The organism is Pantoea graminicola (genome assembly GCF_048452665.1).
GTDB lineage: Bacteria > Pseudomonadota > Gammaproteobacteria > Enterobacterales > Enterobacteriaceae > Pantoea.
This window is the reverse complement of sequence record NZ_JBLWSJ010000001.1, coordinates 204,304-227,879: the sequence shown is the minus strand read 5'-3', so window position 1 is coordinate 227,879 and position 23,576 is coordinate 204,304. Positions and strand designations below refer to the sequence as shown.

The window sequence follows — 23,576 nt, the reverse complement described above, 5'->3', positions numbered from 1 at the left end:
CTATGAAAGCCGCTGGCTGCATTTCGCGGCTTTCAGCGACTGCAGCTGGTTCAGCCGCCGCTCCGCCTTCTGGCTGGCACTGTATTTCGCGATACCATTGCCCAGCCCGAAATCACCGACAAAACCGAGCACGGTCAGCGCATCAAACTGGCCGGTCTGCTCAATATCACTCTGCACGCTGTGCGCTTTAGCCAGCTCCTGATCCAGTGCGCTGCAATTCAGCATCGCTGACTCTTCCGGCGTGACCGCCGCCGCCTGCGGATAGTGCTTGGTGGCGCAGCCGGTGACGACCAGCGCCAGCAGCAGGATGATCCGTGGTGTGTTCATTTTTTGTTGCCTGTTTTTTGTCCGATTAACCGGGTTATCGGCAGCACCTGCAGAGATCATGAGGCGCTGAACTACCAATAATGGTCGAAACCGCTACGCTAATGTAGGATTCTGCGCTCGGCAGCCTGCCGCAGCCTGTTATCAGCCAAAAGTCACGCAGCGAACGCGCACGCCCCGTTCACGCTTTCTGCCTGAACTTTCAACCTGTTAGTCAGCACGACGCTGCAACCGGCAGCGTTTTTAGCGCTAAGCCTGAGCGATAAGCAATAAGATGGCAGCGGCGTAAGCCCGCTCAGACATCGATCATTCGCGCGTCAGGTTTATCAGAGCATGTTACAGATGAGGTTTTTCAATGCGTTTTAAAGGATTGAACATCGGGTTTTTCCTTTTGATTCTGGCGATCGCCACCATCGCTTTTTTTGATGTGCTTTCGCCCTATTTCTCGCCGATCCTGTGGGCGGCGATTCTGGCGGTCATTTTCCACCCGCTGAAAACGTACCTGCGGAACCGCATGGGCGACCGCAATGGCCTGGCCGCGCTGCTCACCCTGCTCTGTATCTGCCTGATTGTGTTCACGCCGCTGGCGATTATCGCCTCATCACTGGTCGTCGAAACCAATGCGGTCTATCACAAGTTGCAGACCAACTCGGCGCAGTTCCCGGCGGTCTTCGCCGAACTGTTGCAGCATCTGCCGCGCTGGGCGAAACATTATCTGGCCGATAACAATCTGGATAGCGCCGCAGAGATTCAGCAGAAGCTCTCCTCGTTTGCGCTGAAGGGCGGTCAGTATGTGGCGGGCAGCGCCTTTGTCATCGGTAAAGGGACCTTCAGCTTCACCATCGGCTTTGGTGTGATGCTCTATCTGCTGTTTTTCCTGCTGAAAGATGGCTCCTATCTGGTGCATCTGATCCTGGAAGCCCTGCCGCTTTCGACCTACGTGAAGCATCATCTGCTGGTGAAGTTTGCGGCTGTAGCGCGGGCAACGGTGAAAGGTACGGTGGTGGTCGGTATCGTTCAGGGTATTCTCGGCGGGCTGGCCTTCTGGTTCACCGGCATTGATGGCAGCCTGCTGTGGGGAGCCCTGATGGCGTTCCTCTCACTGATTCCGGCGGTCGGCTCTGCCATCATCTGGGTGCCGGCGGCGATCTTCTTCTTCGCCACCGGCGCACTCTGGAAAGGGCTCTTCCTGGTCGGTTTCTTCGTGGTGATTGTGGGGCTGGTAGATAACATTCTGCGTCCGCTGCTGGTGGGCAAAGACACCAAGATGCCTGACTATATGATCCTGATCGCCACGCTGGGCGGCATGGAGATCTACGGCATCAACGGCTTTGTGATTGGTCCGGTCATAGCGGCGCTGTTTATCGCCTGCTGGAATCTGCTCTCCGGCCGCGATAACCGCGAAAATATCGAAGTCATCGACGAAGAAGTGATCGAAGAGGGCAAGAAGCAGTCTGAAACCGCAGCGGAAGCGGCGGCTGAAGCGGCTTCCGCTGCGGCAGAAGCCGCTGCTGAAGCAGAAATCAAAGTCTCCGCGCTCGCGGCGGCAGAAAGAGAAGCCACAGAAAGAAAGGCAGCGGAAAACAAAGCCTGATCCGCTTCAGCCATAAAAAAACCCACCGTAGGGTGGGTTTTTTCTCCTGAAAACAATCGCGAATCAGTTGGTCGCTTTGTTTTTCAGATCTTCTGCACCCTGCTTGGTTTTATCCCAGCCTTTCTCGGTGCCTTCTTTGGTTTTGTTCCAGCCTTTCTGCGCACCTTCGGTGATCTTGCTTCCGGTGGTGTGGCTTTTGCCTTCGGCAGCGTGCTCAGATTTCAGCTTCATCTCTTCGCCTTCATGCTGCGCCTTGTGCAGTTTTTCTTTTGCGGTATCGGCGCCTTTGTGCGCTTCCGCAACGGTGTTGTCTGTGGTGGTAGCAGCAAAAACTGGCGAAGCCAGTAAAATAGCAGACAGTGCAATAATTGATTTCTTCATAATTCCCTCTGTATTCATCGTTGCCGTGTAGGTTTTAATCCTGGCATAGCATTTCCAGGAAAGATTTAAGAATAAACCAGGAATGAAAAAGGGCCAGTTTTCACCAGAAAAAGCCGCTGGCCGTAGCGTTTTTGTCGATTACCACAGGGCGAGCTGCGGATCGTCGTCCGGTTTCGGTTTCCTGCGGCTGACGCGAGCGGGGGGTGCCGGTAGCTGCATCTGCTGATGGATCCACTGCAGCAACACCGCGACCACATAGGCCTGCTGCTCCGCGCTGAGCGGCTGATGCTGATCGATATGGTGCCATTTGCTCAGACAGCCGCGACAGCAGGTCGCCGTGGCGTGCTGCGCAATAAACACCGGATGGCCACGCATCGGCGTCTGCCTGCCATCCTTTTCCGGCTCGGCGGGAGCCAGGCGCTGTGCCACAAATTCGCTGGCGTGCTGGCGTAAAACCGACTCGCCTCTGCCGGACGCATACTCATATTCGGCGCGTCCCAGACGAAAACGCTGGCGAAACGGCGAGCGCGCCAGCCGGGTAAAAAGGTCGTCATACTCTGTCATGCTGAAAGCCAGTTACTCATATTTGCGCCCTGCCAGATAGCGAACCCCCTGGGGGCCGAACACCTCACGATGCAGCTCGTTCGGCTGCAGGTGAAAGGTGTCGCCTGCGTGATAGGTGGTTTCGCCCTGTTCAGTGCTGATGGTGATATCGCCATCCAGAATCAGTGCCAGCGCCTCAAAGGGGTGAACGTGATTGTCCAGCTCGGTTGCGGCTGCGCGCTCCACCAGCAGTGGCTGGTCAAAACCCTGTTCAGCTAACCATTTTCTGAAGTCGTGTTCTGTCATCGCTTCTCCTTAACATGGATCGCTCTTTTAGCAGTGTAGACGATCGGGTTAGCTATTCGGGGAAGACAACAGGAGGGCTGACCGCCTGCATCACTGCTCCCTGCCCTCTGTTAACCGATTTTGACATCATGATGGCGCAAAAATTTGCTTTACCGGCCCGGAAGGATGTGGCTCTGGATCGGCAGGCTTTACCCGGCACCCCGCCTGCGGCAACCTGGTAGGGTCAAGCGTGCCATGATCAGGATCGGTCACAACGGCACGCTTAACGCTGCCGCATCGGAAGAGATGCAGGACAGACGATCACACGCCGATCAGATAACGGACGCCTCGCCACACCGTCACTGCTTCGTGACGTTACTGGCTGCCTTTTCCGCACTGGCGATCTGTTCAGAGAGATGGCTGACCAGCGATTTGGCCATTTCGATCGTCAGGCCAAAAAAGCGCGTTTCCTGCATCGCCTGGTCATCCGGTGCATCCGGATCGACATAGCCGAGCTTCAGTACCAACGCCTGATGATCGCTTAATGGCCCGATGTGCCAGCCGGTGACGGGATAGAAGGTAAAACGGTTGAATTCATTCACATAAACCTGACTATGAAGCATAACGCTGATTGAGTGTCAGGCCAGCTCAGATAATGATGCGTGGGTGAAGTGTTAAGCATGGCGCAATTCTGCAGAATTACAAGGAACAGGATGACAGCCGCGAGGTGATGGCCGCAGAGAGCCATCCGGAACGTGACTACGCTTCCGTGCGGGGAATAATCGAGATATGACCGTTGACCTCCAGCACGGCATATTTAATCTGGTCGAACCGCTCCAGTCCCGGACCGGAGCGCGCCGCTTCCAGTACATCGTCAGGACTGATGCCGCTCATCTTCATGCGATCGGTCAGCAGATTGCCATGATCCACCAGAATCACCGGGCCGCCATCAATAATCTGCTCTACCACCGGAAAACGGTTTTTCACTTTACCCAGCACGATATCGATGGTTACCAGCGTTATGATGGTCAGTGCTGCGCCGGTTACTGAAAAATCATCCCCCAGCAGTGCCTGCTGGGTCGCTTCGCTGATAATGAGCAGCAGAATCAGATCAAATGATGTCATCTGCAGCAGTGTGCGTCTGCCAGCAATTTTGAACACAACCATCAGCACCAGATAGATGGCCGCAGCCCGTAATACCGTTTCCATAACGCGCCTCTGTCAGGGATAGATCCATTGTGTAAAACGAACCGGCGATGCATCATCGCCGTAGATTGCAACGTGAATGCGGCCCGCACGGCGTGGCTGCAATCCGATCCAGACCGCATGATCGGGTCCGGTATCCGCAACAGCAAAGGTCAGCCGCAGATCGCTACCGATTGCCTCCGCCTCGCGTGGCTGAGGCTGCAGCGTCTGGATCTCCAGACTATCCAGTGCCCCGCTGCCGATAGTGAGAGTAAAACGATCGCCTGCAGGAGCACGATAGCCTATCCGCATAGCCATATTGCTTTCGATCCGGCCAAACCGCTCATACGCCACCTCAAGGTTGCCATCCGGTGAGCGGACCCGGCTGTCACTCAGCCAACCTTTGGAGAAGAGTCCGCACGCCCCCAGCAGCACCAGCACAATTAACAGGTACTCTCCGGCACGCTGTATCCGCCATTCGCGACGTACCCACAGGATATTCTCTTTTACCGGGTAATCCCGATTCTCTGTGCGATCTTTTTTCATGTATTGATGATCTCTGATCGGGTCGCCTGACGCGACAAGCTGGTGGATTATTTTGCCCGGCGCTCAACCCAGAATGACCAGCTGTGGTAGAGCAACGTCAGCGGCATGGCAATCACGGCTCCCGTCAGGACAAAGCCCTGCGTCACGGGTGATGAGGCGCTGTTACTGAGCGTGAACTGATAGGGCACAAGCCAGGGATAAAGACCACAGAGCAATCCGGTAAATACTGCGCCGATCAGCAGTAAAGTCAGGATAAGCTGGCACAACGGCCGGGCCCGCCATAAAGCCAGTGGCAGGGCAATCCAGAGCAGCAGAATTGCCCCGATTGCGACCTTACCCAGGGGCCGCAGCCAGCTTTGCCGCCAGATATCTGCGTTGAAATAACACTCAGCAAGAAAAATTGTCAGCGCCAGCAGCCACCATAGCCCGCTCTGAGCCGCCGCCAGCGGCTGTACCCTGTCACCGATGCGCCAGCCGATCCAGCAACAGGCCAGCAGTGAATTGATCACCATCAGGCCCATACCGCTGATCAGCGGTATCAGGCTCAGCCCATCCGGCAGACCCGTATGCGGCTGTGCGCCGATTACCATCCCGGCGCACCAGCCCTGTATAAAGGTCGCCATTGCCGAACAGCCAGCCATGACGCGATCCAGCCAGGGACGCAGTCGCGTGGAGCTCTGGGCGCGATATTCCAGTGCCATCGCCCGCATCAGCAGCGCCAGCAGCATAACGAACAGCGGCACACTCAGCTCGCTCAGCAGAAGTGCATAGACCGGGGGAAACAGCGCCAGTAATCCGCCGGCCATCAGGACCAGCCAGGTCTCATTCGCATCCCAGACCGGCAGGATGCTGTGCGTCATCAACTCACGCTGTTCATCATCGTGAAACCAGCAGAACAGCATCCCCACCCCCAGATCCGTGCCATCCAGAAGCAGATAGAGCAGCAGAGAGAGACAGATAACGAATGCAGAGAGATCGGTCATTGCAGGCTCCTAATTCGGGGTTTTGAGCACTATCACCACCGGTTCTCCCGATGGCAGTGCGCCCTTAACCCGGCGCAGCAGATAGCGTAAGCCGAGACCAAAAACCAGCACATAGATCAGCAGCACCGCCACAAAGAGACTCAGCGTAGCCCCGAGCGACAGCGGAGAGACGCTCTGTGCGGTGCGAAGCAGACCATAGACCGTCCAGGGTTGTCGTCCGACTTCAGTAACGACCCAGCCGGACAGGAGCGCGATAAAGCCCGCAGGGGATAGCCAGACCAGCCCGTTCAGTAAGCGTCCTGACCTCATCAGTCGCCCACGCCAGCGCTGAACATTCGCGGCAATCGTGGTGAGTAATATGAGTACTCCCAGCCCCACCATCAGCCGAAAAGCGAAAAAGACCGGTAGCACCGGAGGGATGGCATCTGCCGGAAAGTCGCTGAGACTGTTGATATGCCCGGAGAGATTGTGCCGCAGATAGAGCGAGCCCAGATCGGGCAGGCTAAGCTCCAGATGGTTACGCTGCGCCTGCTGATCCGGTATGGCAAACAGGCGAAGCGGTTCCCCCTCGCCCTGCGCTGGTCGATGCCAGCTCCCTTCCATCGCAGCCAGCTTAGCGGGCTGATAATCGCGGGTATTTTCACCCTGCAGATCGCCAAGTACGATCTGCAGTGGCATGGCAACCAGCAGAAAGGTCAGTGCGCTGTTAAGCATCAACCGCGAAGCGGGCTCTCCGCTGAAACGGCGGAGTCGCCAGGCGGCTACGCCCATGATCAGCACCGCTACCGCAATCAGCGACCCCACAACCATGTGGCTAAAGCGCCAGGGAAAAGAGGGTGCCAGAAGAATCGATCGCCAGCTTTCGGCCAGGAAAACCCCCTGCGGATTGCGACTGAAACCCACCGGCGTCTGCATCCATGAATTGGCAGCCAGTATCCAGAACGCGCTGAATAACGCACCGATCGCGACCAGACAGGTCACCGCAAAATGGACGCCGGGCCGGATCTTATTAAAGCCAAACAGCATCACCCCTGTCAGGGCCGACTCAAGAAAGAAGGCGATCAGCACTTCATAAAACATCAAAGGGCCAATCACCCCGCCAACCTGATGTGAAAAGGGAGCCCAGTGCGTGCCAAACTGAAACTCCATCACCACACCCGAGGCTGCACCAATCGCCACGGTCAGAGAAAAAAGTATCAGCCAGAAGTGAAGGGCATCGCGTGCAGCCTGCTGCTTTCCCCATAGCCAGCGCGCTTCAAACCAGACCAGAAACGGTGCCAGTCCCAGCGTCAGCGCCGCCAGCGTAATATGCATACCCATAGTCACGGCAAACTGGGCACGGGCGAGCATTAAAACCCAGTCACTGTCATTCATAGGTAATTTTCCTGGCAACACAGCGTGGACCGGGGCCATGCCTGCCCTGAACCGCTACGCAACCCTCAGCCATCTGGAGATCGCCGGTTAAAGAGAGGCTATGCCGGAGAGTCAGGTCTTTTTTCAGCATTCCGATTATTTCGTCAGGCAATAGCCTTTCAACAAGGTAATAGGATTATCGTAGTGAAAGAATAATCAGTCAGCCAGCAATCCGAAAAGAATAATAAGGCCGCAGCCGGAAATGCAGTTAATCAAAAAAAGGAAAGTGAGGGAGGAAGAATGATTAACGCCAGCTTTATCCGCTGCGCTTAAATAAGGATAAATAAAATTAAGCGAGGCGCGAAATTAATTTCCTCCTCGCATTGAAAATATACGGGTTCGCTTACAGCCAGCCGGCGCGACGCAGCCTGGCCCAGAGTCCGCCACAGGCCACCAGCGTCAGTCCCACCGCCAGCGGATAGCCATACAGGGACTTCAGCTCCGGCATATGCTCGAAGTTCATGCCGTACATGCTGAAGACCACCGTCGGGATCACCAGGATAGCGCCCCAGCCCGCCAGCTTTTTCACCACCTCATTCTGCTGCACCGTCACCAGCGCCAGATTGACCTGCATGGCGCTGGTCAGCATTTCGCGCATATCCTCGGCATCCGTGACCACATGCCGGGCGTGATCCTGCACGTCGCGGATATAGGCGCGCAGCGGACGCGGGATCAGATCTTCATGCAGGTGGATCAGCTGATTACAGATCTCCTCCAGCGGCAGCGCGGCATTGCGCAGCGTCAGCAGATGGCGCCGCATGGTGTAGACCTGCTGCACCGACTGGCGATCAAATTCGCTGGTGAAGAGTTCGTTCTCCATCTGTCCGACCCGCTCATTCAGCGAGGTGGACAGCTCGGCATAACGATCGACAATAAAATCGAGCAGACAGTAGAGCGGCCAGGCGGGGCCATATTTCAGCAGCGACGGATTTTCAGATGCCTGCTTTCGCACCGGCGTATAGCTTTCAGAGGCGCCGTGACGGATGCTGATCAGAAAGTTTTTGCCGACAAAGAAATGGGTTTCGCCCATTTCACAGTTGTTATCCTTAACACATACGGTCTTGACCACGATAAACAGCGACTCGCCATAATGTTCGATTTTCGGTCGCTGATGGGCATTCAGCGCGTCTTCAACCGCCAGTTCGTGCAGGCCGAACTCCTCTTTAATCTTCGCCATAAACTCCGCGTCGGGCTGCCATAGTCCAAGCCAGATGAACGCCTCCGGCTCTTTAATCACTTCGCTGATATCGTCAACCCCGACCTCTTCGCCCGCGCATCCCGGACGGTACACCCTGCTGCTTACGATCATCATCTGCATTCCCGTTTTATGACTACATGGAGCTTAGCCAATAGCGGGCCGGTAACCGCAGAAAAACCGTAAGGATTTGCTGCCGCGCTGTGCGATCAGCGGGTTACCATTTCAGCCCCAGGCCGGTGGAGAAGATGCCCTCGTTCAGGGTGTCCGGTATGCCGCTGACCAGATTGCGGTGATAGCCCAGATGCAGGGTAGACCAGGAGGTGAGGCTGTAGCGCAGGCCGACTTCCGCATCCAGCATAAAGACGCCATCGTCATCCAGCGAATGTCCTGCGTCGCCGTTGCTGTAGAGCGTGACCGACTTGCCCAGCAGATAGCGCTGGTAGTTCCAGCGCAGTGAACCACCGAAGTGCCGCTCATCCCTGTCTTCGCTGTAGCCATATTCAAACGCACCGGCCAGCACGGAGAGTGAGAACGCACTAAGTTCGGTATCCCACAGCTGATAACCGGGCCCGGTGCCGATTAACGCCTGGCGCGAGAGATTTTCTACCCAGTCGCGCTTGTAGGTCGCGCGGGCCTGCCAGAAAAACTGCTCCCTGAAGAGATAGTCAACGGCGTAGCGCAGACTGTAGTTGTCCGTGTTGACGCTCTCATTTTCCTGCTCCCGATTGTAGGTCGCGCCGATATCCTGCCGCCATTTTCCCTGATTCAGTTTGGTGTTAAGCGCAAAACTGTAGTCGTCGGTTTTGGTCGAGGCTTTTTTGACTTTCACACCGGCATCCACGTTGCCGCTCCAGGCGAGCCGATCGCTGCGCACTCTGGCCTTCATAAACTCATCAATACGCTTGATCGAAACCTGCTGCTCCTGCTCATTACGCTCCACCCAGACATAGCCGGGGTCAGATGAGGAGAGCCGGACCTGATAGTGCTCGCCGGTCTGTTTGTTTTCGACATTCACCGGATTATCGCTGGCAAGTGTACTGACCGCTTTCCAGTCGAGCGTGACCGTGCCCGCATAGGCTGTCTCTATCGCCAGCCGGCCATCGCTGAGGTAACGGATAGTGCCCGACAGGCGGTCGCCATTATTCAGCCAGACGGTATCGGCTGCGGCCTGCTGCACTCCGGCAAAGCAACCGACCACCAGCAGCGAGGTAAACGAGGTAACAGAACGCATAGCTTTCCCTGTAAAAGCGCCGCCCGATGCGGGCAACGCAGCACGGCAGATTCGAAGCTGACAATTAAGCGGATTACGGGAGGATATGCAATCTGGCCGATGCTAGGAGAGGTCGTGCAGCGCTTTGCCCAGCGGCGGGCTCAGCCTGAAGTCGCTGAAGTGGATCGCCAGTCCCTCGCGCTCAGGTGAGCAGCCCATCACGCCGACAAAACGTCGCCCCTGACCAGGCCATGAGCAGAGCCGTAACAGCGGCCAGGTCACGCCATCGCTGGAGTACTGAATTCTTAATGCAGAATCAATCAGCGTTGCGCGCAGCCAGAACTGGCGCGCATCGCCGGGAAACACCCCGGTTGACCAGTCGGAAAATTCACGCGTAACAACACAGCCGATGGCTGGCTGCTCATCGTTAAACTCAATACCCGCTTTTACCCAGTGTGTCTCGTTATCCTGAATAAACAGGCCCGCCTGATCGTAAAGCTGGCTGAAGTCCGCCCTCACCTGCACCTGCACGGTAAAATCACCCTCGACCTGGAAACCAAAGGCGTGGCCGCTGTGACGTTCGAAGCCGTACCAGGTGCGCTGCCAGAAATCGCTGTTCTGGGCCGTTTCAAACTGCAGGACATCGCCCTCCAGACGGTAAACGGATGGCTGATTAATCCAGACACCGCCTTCAGACATGATTGAACTGACCATTGTTATCCACACTCCTTTAAGTGAACCAGGTCCTGCGCGTTCAGACAGCTCTGCCGCGAAGCGACCGATCTGATGATCATAGCGTTGATTGTGCAGAAAGCGTCAGACAACCGCGCTGACGCGGGTGAGCCGGGCAGATCAGCGCCCTGCCCCGCCGGGACATCAGAGGGGGAAATCGCTGTTTCAGGCGTTGCTGACTTTGCGTTGATCTTTCTGTCAGAAATAAATCTTTGCCGATCAGATCCGGCACACTCAGATATTTCATTTTGTTAATCGTCTGGCGGAAACCCCATTTAGCAACCAGGCTTGTTCTGTCTGAGAAATACAGCACTCATTAAATATAAGGATTAAGCCACCATGGTAGATAAATCAGAGATTTTAGATCACGCACAGGTTGTTGATGTGAATGGCGAACATGTCGGGATTGTTGACCATTTTGAAGGCGACGACAAAATTAAGCTGGCGAAAAGCGATCCTGAAGCGGGCGGCAAACACCACATTATTCCATTCAGCTGGGTGAAAGAAGTGGACGACAATAAAGTTATCCTTTCTAAAGCGAAAGCGGATGTTGAAAGCGAGTGGCAGTCTGCCTGATGTGAAAGCCGTGGCGCCTGCCACGGCTTATTTTTATCTGAAATCCCTACCCCGCATTAATCTGCCTGAGTTCACTGACGTTATTTTAAATAGCGCTCGCTCAACGTATCCCGGCGACCATTTATTGCAATTGGTCCTTTTCAGGCGCCGATATTTTCCGCCTGTGCAGAAGAATAGCAGTCAAAGACACCGTCAATCACTGGATAGTGTTCTGCGCCGGGCAGTTCAAAATGCCACCATTCGGTTGAGATGCTGGTAAAGCCGCCCCCCAGCATAATGGCATTCAGCATCAGACGGTTGCGCTGAGCTTTGAGGGCCACAGCAGGATGATAAGGATGAGAGTGCTCACTCATCTCATCGAAGCCGGTGCCCATATCCACAATCGCGCCATGCTCGTCGATCAGCGTAACGTCAATCGCCGTGCCACGACTGTGATTTGATCCGCGCGACAGCGGGACAACATAGTCCGGGTTCGGGCAGGCCTCCCAGAGAACGGCCTGGGCGGACGGTGGCCGGTATGCGTCCAGGACCAGTAAGGTATAGCCAGCTACCCTGGCAATGCTGATACTTTTCGCCAGCGCATCAGCCGCTTCAGTGTGCAACAGACAACGCGCGTCGCGGTAGATCGGCCGGCCCGCAATGTTGTCGGCGGTGGCATATTTCAGATCGATGACCAGCTGCGGAAAGGCTTCCGCAATATCAACCAGATGTTTACTTTCCATGCGTCATGACGTCCTGTTTATAAGCTCCGGGGCGGGTTGGCCGGAGCGCGATGATGACAGAACCGCTATCATGGCATTGCGGCGAGAGGAAAAAAAGGTGTGACGATTTTCTGAGCCGGGAGGGTGTGGAATTTTGTTTATCCGGAATGATTGATCACAGTATTTATGCCTTCAGGGAGTGTGTGTCTGCGGTTAAGTGGCGCAGAGGAGAAAGGATGTCGCTTCTGATTGGGGAGCGGCAAATTAGATGATTTAATATTGCGGGTACCGGTGAACGGTGACTGCAGGATACGGGGTGTGGCAATATAAACGCAGCCAGACCGCTTTTCGAATCAGGGGTCGCAAGGGACATTTAAGCCGCCCGCCAGAAACAGCATAAATTGGCTGAGAATTGACAACGGGAGCATTTACAATGCAAATATGCATGATGGATTATGGCCGACTTTCCAGTGACGGAAAACGTGTAAAGCTAAACTGCTATGGTGTGGGCTCGTTCGATGTTTTGTCTGGCATTGAAAGATATATCAATAATCCAGATTGTTCGGACATTGAGAAGGCCGCAATTCCGCCAGGAACATACTGGATTGTAGACAGACCAGAAGGGAGCCTGCTGAACCGCGCCCGGGCAGAGTTGATAGATATGGCCCATATGTACCGAAATCATCACTCAGAGTAGTTTGGTTTATACAGTGCTAAAACCATGAGTGATTACGTTTTTGTTAATGGTGTAAAGCGCGGCAGCTTCAGGCTTCACCCACTTAATACCGACGGTTCTGGCGTATCATGGGTTGCATCACTTTTTATCGCTCATCTGAATTCCAGACTTTACGCAATTCATTATTGCGGCGGAAAAAAGTCGTCGTACCGGGCAGTCATGGTTTATTAGCATATGGCCGCATTGATGTTCGTGGCATTCCTGATTTCACAAAGTGTGTTGCACGATGAAAATACTGATATTTATTATAATTCTATCCGCTTCCTGGATTTTTATTCCTGAAGGATTCATCAAATCGCTGGTCGAAGGCCATATCAGTGGTGATGGAGAAAGCGCTATGGATAGTTTCGAATTGACCGTGATTCTCCTCAAGGCAGTTTTTTCTCTACTGCTGGCCTTTATTGGTGTCTGGCTTTATCGCAAAGCTAATCAGAGATAACTAAGAGACATTAAAGCAGCTCATCACCGACAGGCATTCAGAGGTACCTTCCGGGTCTGAACCCGCGGTGCCTATGGTGCCGGTTGTCGCTAACTATAAGGTATTGGTGTTGGTCATTGAGCAGAAGACTCGTCTGGCTTGTGCTTTTCAAATGAGTGATAAGCAAGCGACAACGGCAAGCGTCGTCGATCTTAATACCGCGTGGTGCGCAGCACTAAAACGGCCAGGCATAGCGGATTTACGTTCTATCACCGTCGGCACATCTGGACGCTCTGGTTAGTTCAGATGGGCCATTCCACTGTGAGCGCTGCAGGAGACGGGCGTTCTCCTTCTGCCGCTTTATCTCAGAGAGTTCCACGCCGCCAGACTTCTTGCGCCCGGTGTAGAAAGTAACGGCTGAAATACCATGCTTACGGCAGAATTACCGGGCAGAAACCCCGACTGCGGCTACCCAGGAATCGCTTACTTAACGCATTCACAAGTTGCTGAAGTGTCTCTTCCTGATATTTATCCTTCTGCACAATGCTTTTTAGCTTGCGTATATCTTTCTGAGAAAAACCGCTGGCCAGAAGCTTTTCCTCAAAATCTGTCATCAGAGCATCCATCCATTAACATCAAAGCGCTTACCTGATAACGACATAATATCTTCAGTTAAAAGGAAAAACGCAAAACCGATAATCACGCATAATTCCCCGGACGGACAACCTGGCTAATATAAAACCAGATAAACCCGTAACAGGGAGAGATAATAATTAATGAAATTTTTAATATTATCAGCGTCCACTTTCTCGTGTAAACCTGAAGGCTTTCCAGGCAAGATTCATGGGTATCACGAAATAGACGATAACAGCGCCCATTATCAGGACAATAGCATAGGATATCAGGCTTTCAGTATGTCCCTTCGCCAGACCATAAATGAAAACAGCGCTTAAAATTATCAGGCAAATGATGCCCGCCCAGAAACGTTTACTGAGTTCCTGAACAAGAGATTGCAGAGTATCGGATTGATTTTCATCTCTGGTAAGAATCGCTTTTAATTTCCCAACGTCTTTAGCTGAGAAACCATTCCTGAGAAGCCTTTGCTCATAATCGTTCATCTGATTCATCCTGAATGACGTTGCGACACGAGCGGAATATAGCACAGTGTAAGAGTCCCGTGCTAACCCGTCGCCGGACAGACGAAAACGGATATAAACGGCCATTTTACAGCAGATAATTCATCTCAACAGCAAACCAGAATTTTACAGCGGGCGTCATCCCTCGCCTGATATGAACACCCGGATGTCGGTTAATCAGACGTTAATCTGACCGGGCCTCAGAAAAGTGCCTGAACAGCCGGATGGTTGAGTTGTCACATTATCTGGACGCGAAAATTCGTTGACACGTTCAGCAGAGAGGTCAGTCAGATCGTAATACGACAGAAAGTGAAAAATTCAGGGATGAAGAACAGAGAGAAGAGAATCTGGCACGCCCTACAGGATTCGAACCTGTGACCTACGGCTTAGAAGTTCCTAGAATGACCTTTTAACACATTAACTTACCGCATTCTGCCGCGCTCACACGTCCCATGATGCGAAAACATGCAAAGGCCTGAAAAGAGCTTCAAACCTTTGCGTGTCTCAAATCTGTCCCATCAGATCGTCGGCCGCCGCGGCTCATACAAGGCCAGAATCTCGGCAGTGACTTTCCCCAGCACAATAATCCCCTCCAGCCCTTCCCCGTCGATCGTCTCGCCGTCCTGAGTGATAATTCCTGACCTGAAGAGTTTGCCCAGCTGAGGATAGTCATCATGCTGGAATGCGACGGTGTCGCCCGGCGCCGGTGTCAGTGACCGGTCAACCAGAGCGAACCCTGTCGGCGTCTCAATGCGGATCATGTTGTCCGGATGCGGGGCAAAAAGTTTGTTCAGGTCGAGGCGGCTCTCGACAAAATCCTGCGCCGGCGATGGAAATCCCATATCAGATGCCACCGTTCGGGTTGAACTGCTTATAGGTCTTAGCTTCACCCTCCTGCTCAGAGATATCCCGGAACGTCGATGTATTCGAATTTATCCACTGATTGGCCTCTCTCAGGCTAAAGTGCCAGTTGAGCAGCTCCAGCTGGCGCACGAACTCCTGAGTGGTAACTGTCACCCCTCCACCCGGCACTCGTCGCATAGCGCTTATAAATGCGTCTTTAATCTCATAATCTCGCGGCATGGCAAATCCCCCCCTGATAAATACTGTATGGATAAACAGTAATATTGTTCGGCGGATTTGATCAAGCCGAAACGGGTAACAGTTCTGTAAAGCCATTGATGGTTCTGGGATTTTTGTTAGCCAGTTTATTCAGTCGATACTAATCTCAAATCACCCACCCCGCAGCCTGCTCAGAGAGGCGCGGTATACCTCTGCCCCGTCGCCGGGGCTTTTTTGTGCGCTTACGTGAGAAATCAGCAATAGGGTTCTACCATTCCTTACAAAAGGCTTACACAACCTTTGCTCTTTGATGTATCTTCCTTTCTTCAGATTTTCTGCTGCATCCACCATGAGGCTAGGCCGTGCTTAGATTGCTCATTAGAGTTATGGGTATCTTTTGCCTTTCGCAAATAATCATTACCCGACACCTATCAAACAATAGCTACCTGGATCTGATCATGGTTATCGCTTGGCTTTCAGGTGAGTACCAATGGCACAGATCAGCAAAAAAAGAAAAGCAACAGTAAATTAATTTCTCAAGGCAACTAAATGAATTCAAATAGAATCGCATGGATGGACTTTGCGCGCTTTTTTGCTATGGCAACTGTTGTTGCTCTGCATACCACTGATCAGCTTATGATGGCTCACAGGGATTTGAGCGAATTACAGTGGTCCGCCTATCAGATTTTCAGGATAATCGGTAGAACAGGAGTTCCAATATTTCTAATGATATCTGGCGCCTTGGTGCTACCAAAGATAGGAAGCATTGGTGTTTTAAACTTCTATAAAAAACGCATACCTCAGTTTTTCTTGGTTCTTATATTTTACTTTTACGCTACAAATATATTCATATCATTCATTCACGGTGCCGAATTTAAATTTAGTGACCTAGAATACAAAATATTTCACGGCGACATGTCACATGCGTATCAGCTATGGTTTATGTTTACCATCATTGGGCTATACTTCGTCGCTCCTTTTATAGGAAGGATGCTTTCTGTACTATCAACTAAAGAGACCTTCATTTATTTAGCCCTATGCCTGATAGCATACTACCTGCCAGTTTCTCAAGGGATCATATTTGGAAGTCAACCTTTTTACACCCTATTTAATGGGGAATTTCTTGGCACTTACCTTGCTTACTTTGTTATAGGCTACCTAATTCACAACAGAGATGTAGCCAAAAACATAAGTGCATGGGCATTAGCGACTATGTTGCTCGCTTCAATCGCAGCAATGCTTTATATCCAACATTATTTGAAATCCATAGGCGCTCTTGAGCATGGTGAGGGTTTTACCTGGTATAACTCTGTGGGTATATTTATTGTCAGTTCCCTGCTCTTCTCCTTACTTAGTAAAATAAAAGACAGCAGCATTGCATTCGCCAGCAAGCCGCTTAACTACCTTAGCGCATCAAGTTTCTGCGTTTACTTGTTCCACCTGATGCCACTTGAAGTATTCCTTATGATGCCAGCAATGAAGAATCACAGCGTATTACTAAGCGCGGCAATGATTGCATGCTCTACATATCTATGCTGCCTTGTCTTTTACGCTGCACTTCATAAAATAAAATATGTACGAAAGTTGGTTATTTAGCGAAAGCAAAGGCATCTTATTTAGATGCCTTTATTATTTTATGATGCCATGCCTATAGCACCCTGCTGGCCAATCGTCACTCCAGATACCTCTATTACCCAGTATGATTTCAGCGAACCGGTAAACTCCAGAGAAAGGTACTTTCGATAAGGTGACGTCGCAATTCCTGAAGTTGGCACATCCTCCGCGTAGATGTCAGCAAATGGCATATTCGCGTTCCCCTGACTTCCTTTCGCATACGTGGTTTTCCTCAAGGCCGTGCTGATTGATGCCTTGCTCATCACAAATGCCTGCGCCGTCGAATAAACCTTGGTTATCTGGAGGATATTGTCAGGCGTATTTCTGGAGAGGATGTATTTGAACACCAGAGGCGTTGCCCCATAGTCTCCACCACACGCAGTGATTGTGACCTCAACCGGCACTGAGTCAATTGGGTGGTTATAGGTGTAGCCATAGAGAGCTACCGGCAAAGGAATCTGCGCCGTCACCAGGCCAACTGCCGTAGGGAAGGCATTATCAATCGCGCCTGCCTGAGGGTATTTGTAGACATAGCTCTCTTTGGTGTTGCGAATAACCCTTGATGCATCAGCATCCCCCTGACCAAATGAAGAGCTGACCGGATTCACAACTATGTTCTGGATAAAGAACTCATTGTTTGATCCGGTAGTCTGATCATTGAAGATAGTCAGGCTGTGCCACCCTCTTCCCACAAGACATCCTGCAAGACGCGGCTTACCGTCAAACAGATGGGCGCTTCTCTCCCTCAGGTAGCGGCGAGTGGTCTTTTTGTTGGGTCCGTAAGCCAGGAGCGTACCTTCATTCTGCATGTCATAGTAAGCGGGCCGGACCAGCGTGGTAGAGGGAAGCGGGCTATCAAAGTCGATCTGAACCTGCATATCCTCCCAGCGACCATTCACATAAACCTCGGCAGCCTCAGCATCAAGATAGAAACAGTACGTGACCCGCGATGGCGTGCTGGGTGGAACCCGGGCAACAATTCCTTGCAGGTTAAGCGCGGGCCCGTAAGTCATCTGAATTGAGCTTTTAGGGTCAAAGAACCCGATACTGCTGCTTTGCTTTCCGGGCCAGATGATGTGCTCAGTGCTCACTGGCCGATAACCTTCTACCAGTCCGCCTGCGCACATCATAAAGGCCAGCGCACATCCAAGGCGATAGTATCCCCATGAGTTAAAGTGGATCGAGTCCGAAGCGGTGACACCGAGCTGTGCGTTGTACTGAACCTCATGCGCATCCATGTGGGCGCAGCCATACAGGGTGGCCAGCGTTTTAACCTGCTGTGAGTAAACCTGATAGAGAGGATTGTCATAGCCAAAGCCGCTGGATGCGCACGTCATGACGATGACGGCATGGCCCCAGTCGATATACCGGCGAATGAGCTTTTCCATCGATGCAAGGTAAGAGTCAATGCTGACCCCCTGATTTGCATCGTTAATGCCGTACATGATGACCGCAATGTCAGCATTTGGGTTAGTCGTCCACTGGTTCAGTCCCTGAGCTGCAGTCTGTCCGCTGGCTGCGTATTTGGTGATTGATACAGCAGAACCCGTTATTGATGAGAGTATGGACTGCAACGCGGCGGGATAGGTCACTGATGCGTGTGTGCTGCTGTCCCCCATGTCAGGCGGCGTGATATCGGTAGAATTAACATCATACCCGGCAGTGATAGAATCACCCTGGCATACAATACTTACCGGTCTTTTTATGCGAATCTTAAAATTGAAAGCGACGGTTTTTGAAATATTCTTTTGGCGATACTCGGCAGAGTCCAGCGCTAAAAGCCACTCCTGCAAATCGCGGCCGTCGCTGGCATTTATAACTCCGGCACCCTGGTTACTTTTGAGTTTATCAATGAAGTCCTGAACTGTTCCGTCCTGCGCCGTGCCAATGACCGAAGCGCCGCTATTTTCTGCAAGCTGGTCTTTGAACTGGTCAGGGTCATATTTCAGGATGTCCGGGAAATAAAACTGCTGCACGCCGAAGCTGTCATAAACAGCCATGGAGTGATTTTTTACAGTAACAAATTTGGCGACGCTTCCGTTATAAACCGGGAATCCACCGCTGTTGATAACAATCGGCTGAGCAACCGGAATGGCGTCACCACCCTCACCTTCAATGTAGACCTGAATCTGATTATCAGGAATTGATGGATCGGTATCTGGCTTGCCGATATAGATTTTACCATTTGCCAACGCTTGAAAGCTTCTGGCAGCAGTGAATAACTGCGAAGGCATGCTGATTACTACGTTGGCGTTAATATCGGCCATTTTCGCGCTCCGTGATGGCTGTTAATTACTGTGAGGAATGCTATGCACCCGATTATTCAGATGACGATTGCAGTGATGATGGTCGTGATAGCGACCCGCATGTGGCCACCATTGCTGTACTGGCTTGTGGGTATTGTTGCGGCGCTCATGGTGGTGAAGTGCGCCAGAAGGCTTACTGCATGGTTTAGATGTGCTTTCAGAGAAAAGAAACTTAACGCAGTTATCTATGGCTCGTGTATTGCCGCATTCTGGCTGACCATTGCCGTAATTGTTGATGGTATTCACCCACAAAAAATAAGCGCAGTGAGCATCGTTACCTGCTTCATCTGCGCCTCTGTTGTTATTGCTGTGGTGATATCGCTGGCTGGGACTGTGAATCGGTATCTGCATCCGCGCCGAAGGCATCATCATGTTCGCCAGTAAGCAACTGTCCGCCGTCGGCGATCTGGACAGCACCATCACACTAGAGCGTTTGATGCTCAATGCAGAAGAGTTCGCCGGGCAGCTGCGCGGCAGCGCCGGCAAGGATAATGAGTAATGATCCACTATCACGGGGGCCCGATTACACCTGACCTTGCCGCGCTGAAAGCCTGGCGCGGCAGGCACGCCTTTATCTCGTTTGCCCATCCCGAGCAGCTTGGGCTGGCGTCTGAAGCTTGCCAGTCATTCGCGCTGGATAACGGCGCGTTTACGGCGTGGAAAGCAGCTGGCCGCAATAAAATCGACTGGGCCGATTATTACGAGTTCGTGGCGCGCTGGAAAAATCATCCAGGCTTCGATTTTGCGATCATCCCCGATGTAATCGACGGCGGAGAAGCTGAGAACGAGGCGCTACTGGATGAGTGGCCGCACGGTGATTTCTACGGCGTTCCAGTGTGGCACATGAACGAAAGTGACGAGCGTTTCATTCGGCTTTGCAACGAGTATCCGCGGGTAGCGATCGGCAGCTGTGGCGAGTATGACGTGAAGCGGCCAAACCTCGCTGTTGCGCGGATGAAAGACCTTATTCGCCACGTGACCGACGCTTACGGACAGCCAATCGCTAAGCTGCATGGTCTGCGCATGCTTAACCCGCAGATTTTTACAAAGCTCCCGCTCGCGAGCGCTGACAGTACAAACGTCGCGCGCAACATCGGTATCGATAAAGCATGGTCTGGAGCATACGCGCCAGCATCCAAAGAGACACGTGCGGCCTTGTTAGTTGAGCGCATTGAGTCGCATAACAGCCCCGGCTCACTCGTCTATTGCGAGCAACGAGACCGCATTTCGCTGCAAATGGTGCTGGAGGTGTAAATGCCTTACCCCCCCACCGAACGCAAAGCAGCGCAGCGTGCCCGCCAGGCCGCTGCCGGCGTTAAAAAGCTGGAGCTGAAGCTGGATAGTCAGGAAGTGGAGATGCTGGCGCAGAACTGCGCCGCACGACACCCCGGCTGCGAGCCGTATGAGCTGAACGAGTACATCACCATGCTTATCCGCAAGGACGCGGCTGAGCTGGCGCAGCAGCTGGAAGCGCTGGCGAAGCGCAAGTGCGGGAAGTGTGGCGATCGCCTGCCGGTAAGCAAATGCCCATGCCAGGGGAGTTCGCCAGCTGGCTAACAAATAGCTGTCACGATACGAAACTGGTGATATAACTATCGTGACATGTCACGGTAGTTGATGGAGTTAAAATGCCAAATATTTTCGGTCAAGATTTGAAAGATTTCTTTGAACATGCCAACAAGCTTTCTGAACAGGTGAAGGTTGTAGGCAATGAAATAATAATCAATGTAAATCACCCATATCATATACCGCTTGAAGAATGCTCTACACATCAAGGAATTTTACATTGGGTATGGCATATCAGCAAAAAAACATGGATGACAACTGAAGTGCTACAAAAATTTATTGAAGTAGCATGTGATTATCATAAATTGCCTTATACAACTGCATAAAATTCTTAGCGCCATTAAGGGGCTTTTTATGAAAATCGATCAGCAATACCTCAAAGATTTACTCATTGCGTTTGAGGATACTGTTGGGCCGGATACTACGCTCAATGATTTGTCCAAATCAGGTTTTCCAAACGATGATGCAAATTTTATTTTTCATATGCGCCTACTCCATGACAATGGTCTGATTATGAGAGTTGATGGCAAGCCCGGAATTGGTCACGAAATGTTCCAAAATCTAGGTGAAGAGGTAGGTTACTATTGGCTTGACATTCCCCTCAGATTGACTGCCCGTGGGCATGATTTTATTGCAGATCTGAGGCAACAAGATGTGTGGCAGACTATCAAAACCAACTTTAAGGATGAGGGCATCAGCACGCTGATGGGGCTGTCAAAATCTTTGGCTCTGGGCTTTGCAAAGAAAAAAGTAAAAGACTTAACAGGTCTGGATATTGATTAGTACCTAATATTTAATGGATTGCCTGCTGTATCATTGCTAAGCGTCGCTGCTGCCGCAGTGCGGAACGACCCCGGTTTATCAAAAGGAAGAATGATGAAGGTAAATGTAACTGAAAGAAAAAACGGCAATACTGATATGCAAGCTGAGTATGATAAACATATCATCCCCAGCAAAGGCGGCGAAATAGTTGAGCATCAACTTAAAGTAGATCGCGGTCCTGTAAGTGATGTCTTATTCGGTAATTTAGGATATCGCCAATTCCAGAGCCTAAGTATAAACGGAGGCTCTTACGTTGATTTTTATTATACGGGAAGGGACGAAGTCGGTTATATTTTTTCGACCAGACCATAAATTATCAACTTTATGGAACCTGCTCCGGCAGGTTTTTTTACGCCCAAACTTCGGAGTTCAAATGTCTCCTGAAGCAGAAAACGCGCTTCGCTCGGTGGCGCGCAAATGCCGCACCGACATTCTAGCTGCGACTGATGGCAGGCCTAAATCAGAACACGACCAGATCATAACCACCCTTCTCGATAAGCAGGCCAAAACAATTCAATGCCTCCCGCCTGGCACATTCCCGGCAAAGCTCTGGCTGGCGTTCTATGTGCGGCAGGTGGATCAGGAGAGAGATCCTGCGAAGTGATAACGACCACCGACACCTCCCGGCGAGTTCACTCTGTGGCTCGCCTTTTTTATATCGTGCTGGCCTGAGGCTGGCAGAATAAGGAGTAGATATGGAAACCTATGCCCTGTCTATGGATGAGGCATGCGCGTTCCTCGGGATTTCCCGCCCCACCTGCCAGCAGTGGATTAAGACCGGCAGGCTCATGGCAACGCGCAAAGACCCGTCCAAACCGAAGTCTCCCTACCTCCTCACCCGTCAGGCCTGTATTGCCGCTCTTAACAATCCAATGCACACTGTCGCCGTGAGCGCGGCAGATGCACATGAGGAGAATAAATCATGTCGATCTTCCGCAGAGGTTCCGTCTGGTACGGGAGTTACACGACGCCAGGCGGGAAGCGCATTAAGGAATCTCTTGGCACAGAGGACCGAAAGCAAGCACAGGAGCTTCACGACCGGCGAAAGGCTGAGTTATGGCGAATAGAGCGGCTGGGTGATTTCCCCGACGTGACATTCGAAGAAGCATGCTTGCGCTGGCTGGAAGAAAAGGCGCACAAGAAATCACTCGATGCCGATAAGGGCCGGATCGGATTCTGGCTCATGCACTTTGAAGGTGTGTTGCTGAAGGATATCAGTGAGGCAAAGATTTATGCCGCGGTCAGCAGGATGACCAACCGCAAAGCAAAGGAGCGCTGGGAGCAGCGCGCCATGTCGATGGCGAAGAGAGGGCTGGATATCGGGGAATACAAACCGGCGGCCGTTTCCACCTCCACCAAGGCAAAGCATTTGTCATTAATGAAGGCGCTGATGCGCGCAGCGGAACGTGAATGGAAGTGGATCGAGAAGTCGCCGGTTATCAAAGTGCCTCAGGAAAGAAATAAGCGGGTACGGTGGCTCGAACCCGCTGAGGCGAAGCGATTGATTGATGAGTGTCCGCAGCCCCTAAAGTCTACCGTAGAGTTCGCGCTTGCAACAGGATTGCGCCGCTCGAACATCGTTGACCTGAAGTGGCAGCAGATTGACCTGCAGAGAAAGGTGGCGTGGATATACCCGGAAGAGAGCAAATCAGGCAGAGCTATTGGCGTAGCACTGAATGAAATGGCGGAAGCTGTTTTGAGGCGACAGATCGGCCGGCATCACAACTGGGTATTTGTTCACACCGAATCGGTGAAGAGAAATGACGGCACCACTACGGCAAGCGTCAGGAAGATGCGGGTCGACTCAAACACTGCATGGCGCGCAGCATTGAAACGGGCTGGCATAGAAGATTTCCGGTTCCATGACCTTCGGCATACGTGGGCGAGCTGGTTAATTCAGGCTGGCGTTCCGTTATCTGCACTGCAGGAAATGGGAGGCTGGGAAAGCATTGAAATGGTACAGCGATACGCTCACCTTGCACCTAACCACTTAACGGAGCATGCACGGCAAATTGATGCGATTTTTGGCAGTCGCGTCCCAAATCTGTCCCATGTGGAAAATCTGGCAGCCGGAGGAAGGAGGTAAGTCTTTGAATTTATTTGGCACGCCCTACAGGATTCGAACCTGTGACCTACGGCTTAGAAGGCCGGTGCTCTATCCAGCTGAGCTAAGGGCGCATGGAGATGGCACGGATTATACGTCCGGAAGCGGGTACGTCAACGTTTTTGCCGTTTCTGCGCAGCG

General features: G+C 52.3%; 31 protein-coding genes, 1 tRNA gene and 2 pseudogenes. 15 read left to right on the top strand and 19 right to left on the bottom strand.

Annotated features, from left to right (window positions below):
• Entirely contained in the window at positions 1 to 327 is a 327-nt protein-coding gene (locus tag ACNY69_RS01205; RefSeq protein ID WP_111139005.1) for a hypothetical protein, read from the bottom strand.
• Positions 328 to 679: 352 nt separating this feature from the next.
• Here ACNY69_RS01205 and ACNY69_RS01200 point away from each other — a divergent pair, with 352 nt between their 5' ends.
• On the top strand, positions 680 to 1,918 hold the full coding sequence (locus ACNY69_RS01200; protein WP_293773599.1) for an AI-2E family transporter: 1,239 nt from the start codon (positions 680 to 682) through the stop codon (positions 1,916 to 1,918).
• A 63-nt stretch (positions 1,919 to 1,981) separates the two neighbouring features.
• Here the strand turns inward: ACNY69_RS01200 and ACNY69_RS01195 are convergent, their stop codons facing one another.
• The 11 genes from ACNY69_RS01195 to ACNY69_RS01145 all read right to left on the bottom strand — a co-directional run bounded on the left by ACNY69_RS01195 (position 1,982) and on the right by ACNY69_RS01145 (position 10,376).
• Positions 1,982 to 2,299 (bottom strand): hypothetical protein, encoded by a 318-nt coding sequence (locus ACNY69_RS01195; RefSeq protein ID WP_111139003.1) that lies wholly within the window; start codon positions 2,297 to 2,299, stop codon positions 1,982 to 1,984.
• A gap of 138 nt (positions 2,300 to 2,437) precedes the next feature.
• The gene (locus ACNY69_RS01190) at positions 2,438 to 2,863 is read right to left on the bottom strand and encodes a DUF4186 domain-containing protein (RefSeq protein ID WP_111139002.1); all 426 of its coding nucleotides are present in this window, start codon (positions 2,861 to 2,863) and stop codon (positions 2,438 to 2,440) included.
• Between the two features lie 12 nt (positions 2,864 to 2,875).
• Complete coding sequence (locus ACNY69_RS01185; RefSeq protein ID WP_418797168.1) at positions 2,876 to 3,148, bottom strand: cupin domain-containing protein; 273 nt, start codon at positions 3,146 to 3,148, stop codon at positions 2,876 to 2,878.
• 338 nt (positions 3,149 to 3,486) lie between these two features.
• Complete coding sequence (locus ACNY69_RS01180) at positions 3,487 to 3,729, bottom strand: hypothetical protein (protein WP_111139039.1); 243 nt, start codon at positions 3,727 to 3,729, stop codon at positions 3,487 to 3,489.
• 157 nt (positions 3,730 to 3,886) lie between these two features.
• Positions 3,887 to 4,336, bottom strand: a complete 450-nt coding sequence (locus ACNY69_RS01175) for a DUF421 domain-containing protein (RefSeq protein ID WP_111139000.1) — start codon at positions 4,334 to 4,336, stop codon at positions 3,887 to 3,889.
• A 12-nt stretch (positions 4,337 to 4,348) separates the two neighbouring features.
• A complete protein-coding gene (locus tag ACNY69_RS01170; protein ID WP_111138999.1) occupies positions 4,349 to 4,858 on the bottom strand; it encodes a hypothetical protein in 510 nt (169 codons plus the stop codon).
• A 47-nt stretch (positions 4,859 to 4,905) separates the two neighbouring features.
• Entirely contained in the window at positions 4,906 to 5,841 is a 936-nt protein-coding gene (locus ACNY69_RS01165; protein WP_111138998.1) for a cytochrome d ubiquinol oxidase subunit II, read from the bottom strand.
• Between the two features lie 9 nt (positions 5,842 to 5,850).
• On the bottom strand, positions 5,851 to 7,215 hold the full coding sequence (locus ACNY69_RS01160; protein WP_418797167.1) for a cytochrome ubiquinol oxidase subunit I: 1,365 nt from the start codon (positions 7,213 to 7,215) through the stop codon (positions 5,851 to 5,853).
• Between the two features lie 382 nt (positions 7,216 to 7,597).
• Complete coding sequence (locus ACNY69_RS01155; RefSeq protein WP_418797359.1) at positions 7,598 to 8,563, bottom strand: magnesium and cobalt transport protein CorA; 966 nt, start codon at positions 8,561 to 8,563, stop codon at positions 7,598 to 7,600.
• Positions 8,564 to 8,666: 103 nt separating this feature from the next.
• Positions 8,667 to 9,683, bottom strand: a complete 1,017-nt coding sequence (locus ACNY69_RS01150; RefSeq protein WP_293770733.1) for a DUF481 domain-containing protein — start codon at positions 9,681 to 9,683, stop codon at positions 8,667 to 8,669.
• A gap of 102 nt (positions 9,684 to 9,785) precedes the next feature.
• Positions 9,786 to 10,376 (bottom strand): DUF1349 domain-containing protein, encoded by a 591-nt coding sequence (locus ACNY69_RS01145; RefSeq protein ID WP_418797166.1) that lies wholly within the window; start codon positions 10,374 to 10,376, stop codon positions 9,786 to 9,788.
• 357 nt (positions 10,377 to 10,733) lie between these two features.
• On the opposite strand from ACNY69_RS01145, the gene ACNY69_RS01140 reads away from it, so the two are divergent.
• Positions 10,734 to 10,970: a DUF2171 domain-containing protein gene (locus ACNY69_RS01140; RefSeq protein WP_003854080.1), complete on the top strand. Its 237-nt coding sequence runs from the start codon at positions 10,734 to 10,736 to the stop codon at positions 10,968 to 10,970.
• Positions 10,971 to 11,110: 140 nt separating this feature from the next.
• Here ACNY69_RS01140 and ddpX read toward each other — a convergent pair whose 3' ends face one another.
• Positions 11,111 to 11,692 (bottom strand): D-alanyl-D-alanine dipeptidase, encoded by a 582-nt coding sequence (ddpX, locus tag ACNY69_RS01135; RefSeq protein ID WP_128084138.1) that lies wholly within the window; start codon positions 11,690 to 11,692, stop codon positions 11,111 to 11,113.
• Between the two features lie 412 nt (positions 11,693 to 12,104).
• On the opposite strand from ddpX, the gene ACNY69_RS01130 reads away from it, so the two are divergent.
• Both ACNY69_RS01130 and ACNY69_RS01125 read left to right on the top strand, forming a co-directional pair.
• Positions 12,105 to 12,368 carry a tlde1 domain-containing protein gene (locus tag ACNY69_RS01130; protein WP_418797165.1) on the top strand — a complete coding sequence of 88 codons (264 nt, stop codon included), beginning with the start codon at positions 12,105 to 12,107 and terminating at the stop codon, positions 12,366 to 12,368.
• Positions 12,369 to 12,633: 265 nt separating this feature from the next.
• On the top strand, positions 12,634 to 12,846 hold the full coding sequence (locus ACNY69_RS01125) for a hypothetical protein (protein WP_111138994.1): 213 nt from the start codon (positions 12,634 to 12,636) through the stop codon (positions 12,844 to 12,846).
• 410 nt (positions 12,847 to 13,256) lie between these two features.
• Here the strand turns inward: ACNY69_RS01125 and ACNY69_RS01120 are convergent, their stop codons facing one another.
• The 4 genes from ACNY69_RS01120 to ACNY69_RS01105 form a co-directional block, all read right to left on the bottom strand.
• On the bottom strand, positions 13,257 to 13,439 hold the full coding sequence (locus ACNY69_RS01120) for a hypothetical protein (protein ID WP_146240828.1): 183 nt from the start codon (positions 13,437 to 13,439) through the stop codon (positions 13,257 to 13,259).
• Between the two features lie 180 nt (positions 13,440 to 13,619).
• On the bottom strand, positions 13,620 to 13,943 hold the full coding sequence (locus ACNY69_RS01115; protein WP_367396149.1) for a hypothetical protein: 324 nt from the start codon (positions 13,941 to 13,943) through the stop codon (positions 13,620 to 13,622).
• Positions 13,944 to 14,479: 536 nt separating this feature from the next.
• A complete protein-coding gene (locus ACNY69_RS01110; protein WP_418797164.1) occupies positions 14,480 to 14,803 on the bottom strand; it encodes a S24/S26 family peptidase in 324 nt (107 codons plus the stop codon).
• A gap of 1 nt (position 14,804) precedes the next feature.
• Entirely contained in the window at positions 14,805 to 14,978 is a 174-nt protein-coding gene (locus ACNY69_RS01105) for a DNA polymerase V (RefSeq protein WP_418797163.1), read from the bottom strand.
• A 594-nt stretch (positions 14,979 to 15,572) separates the two neighbouring features.
• On the opposite strand from ACNY69_RS01105, the gene ACNY69_RS01100 reads away from it, so the two are divergent.
• Positions 15,573 to 16,619: an acyltransferase gene (locus ACNY69_RS01100; RefSeq protein ID WP_418797162.1), complete on the top strand. Its 1,047-nt coding sequence runs from the start codon at positions 15,573 to 15,575 to the stop codon at positions 16,617 to 16,619.
• A gap of 38 nt (positions 16,620 to 16,657) precedes the next feature.
• Here the strand turns inward: ACNY69_RS01100 and ACNY69_RS01095 are convergent, their stop codons facing one another.
• Positions 16,658 to 18,904: an SGNH/GDSL hydrolase family protein gene (locus tag ACNY69_RS01095; RefSeq protein ID WP_418797161.1), complete on the bottom strand. Its 2,247-nt coding sequence runs from the start codon at positions 18,902 to 18,904 to the stop codon at positions 16,658 to 16,660.
• A 42-nt stretch (positions 18,905 to 18,946) separates the two neighbouring features.
• On the opposite strand from ACNY69_RS01095, the gene ACNY69_RS01090 reads away from it, so the two are divergent.
• The 10 genes and pseudogenes from ACNY69_RS01090 to ACNY69_RS01045 all read left to right on the top strand — a co-directional run bounded on the left by ACNY69_RS01090 (position 18,947) and on the right by ACNY69_RS01045 (position 23,417).
• Positions 18,947 to 19,327, top strand: a complete 381-nt coding sequence (locus ACNY69_RS01090; RefSeq protein WP_418797159.1) for a hypothetical protein — start codon at positions 18,947 to 18,949, stop codon at positions 19,325 to 19,327.
• Positions 19,314 to 19,442: a hypothetical protein gene (locus ACNY69_RS01085; protein ID WP_418797158.1), complete on the top strand. Its 129-nt coding sequence runs from the start codon at positions 19,314 to 19,316 to the stop codon at positions 19,440 to 19,442. Before ACNY69_RS01090 ends, ACNY69_RS01085 begins: the two co-directional genes overlap by 14 nt.
• The gene (locus tag ACNY69_RS01080) at positions 19,442 to 20,197 is read left to right on the top strand and encodes a hypothetical protein (RefSeq protein WP_418797157.1); all 756 of its coding nucleotides are present in this window, start codon (positions 19,442 to 19,444) and stop codon (positions 20,195 to 20,197) included. The genes ACNY69_RS01085 and ACNY69_RS01080 overlap by 1 nt, the downstream gene beginning before the upstream one ends.
• Positions 20,198 to 20,535, top strand: a pseudogene (locus ACNY69_RS01075) (hypothetical protein). It abuts the gene before it with no gap.
• 36 nt (positions 20,536 to 20,571) lie between these two features.
• Positions 20,572 to 20,835 (top strand): hypothetical protein, encoded by a 264-nt coding sequence (locus ACNY69_RS01070; RefSeq protein ID WP_418797156.1) that lies wholly within the window; start codon positions 20,572 to 20,574, stop codon positions 20,833 to 20,835.
• A 28-nt stretch (positions 20,836 to 20,863) separates the two neighbouring features.
• A complete protein-coding gene (locus ACNY69_RS01065; RefSeq protein ID WP_418797155.1) occupies positions 20,864 to 21,292 on the top strand; it encodes a DUF2513 domain-containing protein in 429 nt (142 codons plus the stop codon).
• A gap of 90 nt (positions 21,293 to 21,382) precedes the next feature.
• The gene (locus tag ACNY69_RS01060) at positions 21,383 to 21,643 is read left to right on the top strand and encodes a hypothetical protein (RefSeq protein ID WP_418797154.1); all 261 of its coding nucleotides are present in this window, start codon (positions 21,383 to 21,385) and stop codon (positions 21,641 to 21,643) included.
• A gap of 61 nt (positions 21,644 to 21,704) precedes the next feature.
• Entirely contained in the window at positions 21,705 to 21,935 is a 231-nt protein-coding gene (locus tag ACNY69_RS01055; RefSeq protein ID WP_418797153.1) for a hypothetical protein, read from the top strand.
• Positions 21,936 to 22,026: 91 nt separating this feature from the next.
• A pseudogene (locus tag ACNY69_RS01050) lies at positions 22,027 to 22,116 on the top strand (helix-turn-helix domain-containing protein); the annotation flags it as partial.
• 137 nt (positions 22,117 to 22,253) lie between these two features.
• Positions 22,254 to 23,417 (top strand): tyrosine-type recombinase/integrase, encoded by a 1,164-nt coding sequence (locus ACNY69_RS01045; protein WP_418797152.1) that lies wholly within the window; start codon positions 22,254 to 22,256, stop codon positions 23,415 to 23,417.
• Between the two features lie 15 nt (positions 23,418 to 23,432).
• On the opposite strand, the gene ACNY69_RS01040 is transcribed toward ACNY69_RS01045, so the two are convergent.
• Positions 23,433 to 23,509: transfer RNA gene (locus ACNY69_RS01040), tRNA-Arg, on the bottom strand.
• Positions 23,510 to 23,576 lie beyond the last annotated feature (67 nt).

Excerpts from the sequence above, each read along its gene's own strand:
- ACNY69_RS01205 (WP_111139005.1), bottom strand. The coding sequence starts at position 327 with ATGAACACACCACGGATCATCCTGCTGCTGGCGCTGGTCGTCACCGGC.
- ACNY69_RS01200 (WP_293773599.1), top strand. The coding sequence starts at position 680 with ATGCGTTTTAAAGGATTGAACATCGGGTTTTTCCTTTTGATTCTGGCG.
- ACNY69_RS01195 (WP_111139003.1), bottom strand. The coding sequence starts at position 2,299 with ATGAAGAAATCAATTATTGCACTGTCTGCTATTTTACTGGCTTCGCCA.
- ACNY69_RS01190 (WP_111139002.1), bottom strand. The coding sequence starts at position 2,863 with ATGACAGAGTATGACGACCTTTTTACCCGGCTGGCGCGCTCGCCGTTT.
- ACNY69_RS01185 (WP_418797168.1), bottom strand. The coding sequence starts at position 3,148 with ATGACAGAACACGACTTCAGAAAATGGTTAGCTGAACAGGGTTTTGAC.
- ACNY69_RS01175 (WP_111139000.1), bottom strand. The coding sequence starts at position 4,336 with ATGGAAACGGTATTACGGGCTGCGGCCATCTATCTGGTGCTGATGGTT.
- ACNY69_RS01170 (WP_111138999.1), bottom strand. The coding sequence starts at position 4,858 with ATGAAAAAAGATCGCACAGAGAATCGGGATTACCCGGTAAAAGAGAAT.
- ACNY69_RS01165 (WP_111138998.1), bottom strand. The coding sequence starts at position 5,841 with ATGACCGATCTCTCTGCATTCGTTATCTGTCTCTCTCTGCTGCTCTAT.
- ACNY69_RS01160 (WP_418797167.1), bottom strand. The coding sequence starts at position 7,215 with ATGAATGACAGTGACTGGGTTTTAATGCTCGCCCGTGCCCAGTTTGCC.
- ACNY69_RS01155 (WP_418797359.1), bottom strand. The coding sequence starts at position 8,563 with ATGATCGTAAGCAGCAGGGTGTACCGTCCGGGATGCGCGGGCGAAGAG.
- ACNY69_RS01150 (WP_293770733.1), bottom strand. The coding sequence starts at position 9,683 with ATGCGTTCTGTTACCTCGTTTACCTCGCTGCTGGTGGTCGGTTGCTTT.
- ACNY69_RS01145 (WP_418797166.1), bottom strand. The coding sequence starts at position 10,376 with ATGGTCAGTTCAATCATGTCTGAAGGCGGTGTCTGGATTAATCAGCCA.
- ACNY69_RS01140 (WP_003854080.1), top strand. The coding sequence starts at position 10,734 with ATGGTAGATAAATCAGAGATTTTAGATCACGCACAGGTTGTTGATGTG.
- ddpX (WP_128084138.1), bottom strand. The coding sequence starts at position 11,692 with ATGGAAAGTAAACATCTGGTTGATATTGCGGAAGCCTTTCCGCAGCTG.
- ACNY69_RS01130 (WP_418797165.1), top strand. The coding sequence starts at position 12,105 with ATGCAAATATGCATGATGGATTATGGCCGACTTTCCAGTGACGGAAAA.
- ACNY69_RS01125 (WP_111138994.1), top strand. The coding sequence starts at position 12,634 with ATGAAAATACTGATATTTATTATAATTCTATCCGCTTCCTGGATTTTT.
- ACNY69_RS01120 (WP_146240828.1), bottom strand. The coding sequence starts at position 13,439 with ATGACAGATTTTGAGGAAAAGCTTCTGGCCAGCGGTTTTTCTCAGAAA.
- ACNY69_RS01115 (WP_367396149.1), bottom strand. The coding sequence starts at position 13,943 with ATGAACGATTATGAGCAAAGGCTTCTCAGGAATGGTTTCTCAGCTAAA.
- ACNY69_RS01110 (WP_418797164.1), bottom strand. The coding sequence starts at position 14,803 with ATGGGATTTCCATCGCCGGCGCAGGATTTTGTCGAGAGCCGCCTCGAC.
- ACNY69_RS01100 (WP_418797162.1), top strand. The coding sequence starts at position 15,573 with ATGAATTCAAATAGAATCGCATGGATGGACTTTGCGCGCTTTTTTGCT.
- ACNY69_RS01095 (WP_418797161.1), bottom strand. The coding sequence starts at position 18,904 with ATGGCCGATATTAACGCCAACGTAGTAATCAGCATGCCTTCGCAGTTA.
- ACNY69_RS01090 (WP_418797159.1), top strand. The coding sequence starts at position 18,947 with ATGCACCCGATTATTCAGATGACGATTGCAGTGATGATGGTCGTGATA.
- ACNY69_RS01085 (WP_418797158.1), top strand. The coding sequence starts at position 19,314 with ATGTTCGCCAGTAAGCAACTGTCCGCCGTCGGCGATCTGGACAGCACC.
- ACNY69_RS01080 (WP_418797157.1), top strand. The coding sequence starts at position 19,442 with ATGATCCACTATCACGGGGGCCCGATTACACCTGACCTTGCCGCGCTG.
- ACNY69_RS01070 (WP_418797156.1), top strand. The coding sequence starts at position 20,572 with ATGCCAAATATTTTCGGTCAAGATTTGAAAGATTTCTTTGAACATGCC.
- ACNY69_RS01065 (WP_418797155.1), top strand. The coding sequence starts at position 20,864 with ATGAAAATCGATCAGCAATACCTCAAAGATTTACTCATTGCGTTTGAG.
- ACNY69_RS01060 (WP_418797154.1), top strand. The coding sequence starts at position 21,383 with ATGATGAAGGTAAATGTAACTGAAAGAAAAAACGGCAATACTGATATG.
- ACNY69_RS01055 (WP_418797153.1), top strand. The coding sequence starts at position 21,705 with ATGTCTCCTGAAGCAGAAAACGCGCTTCGCTCGGTGGCGCGCAAATGC.
- ACNY69_RS01045 (WP_418797152.1), top strand. The coding sequence starts at position 22,254 with ATGTCGATCTTCCGCAGAGGTTCCGTCTGGTACGGGAGTTACACGACG.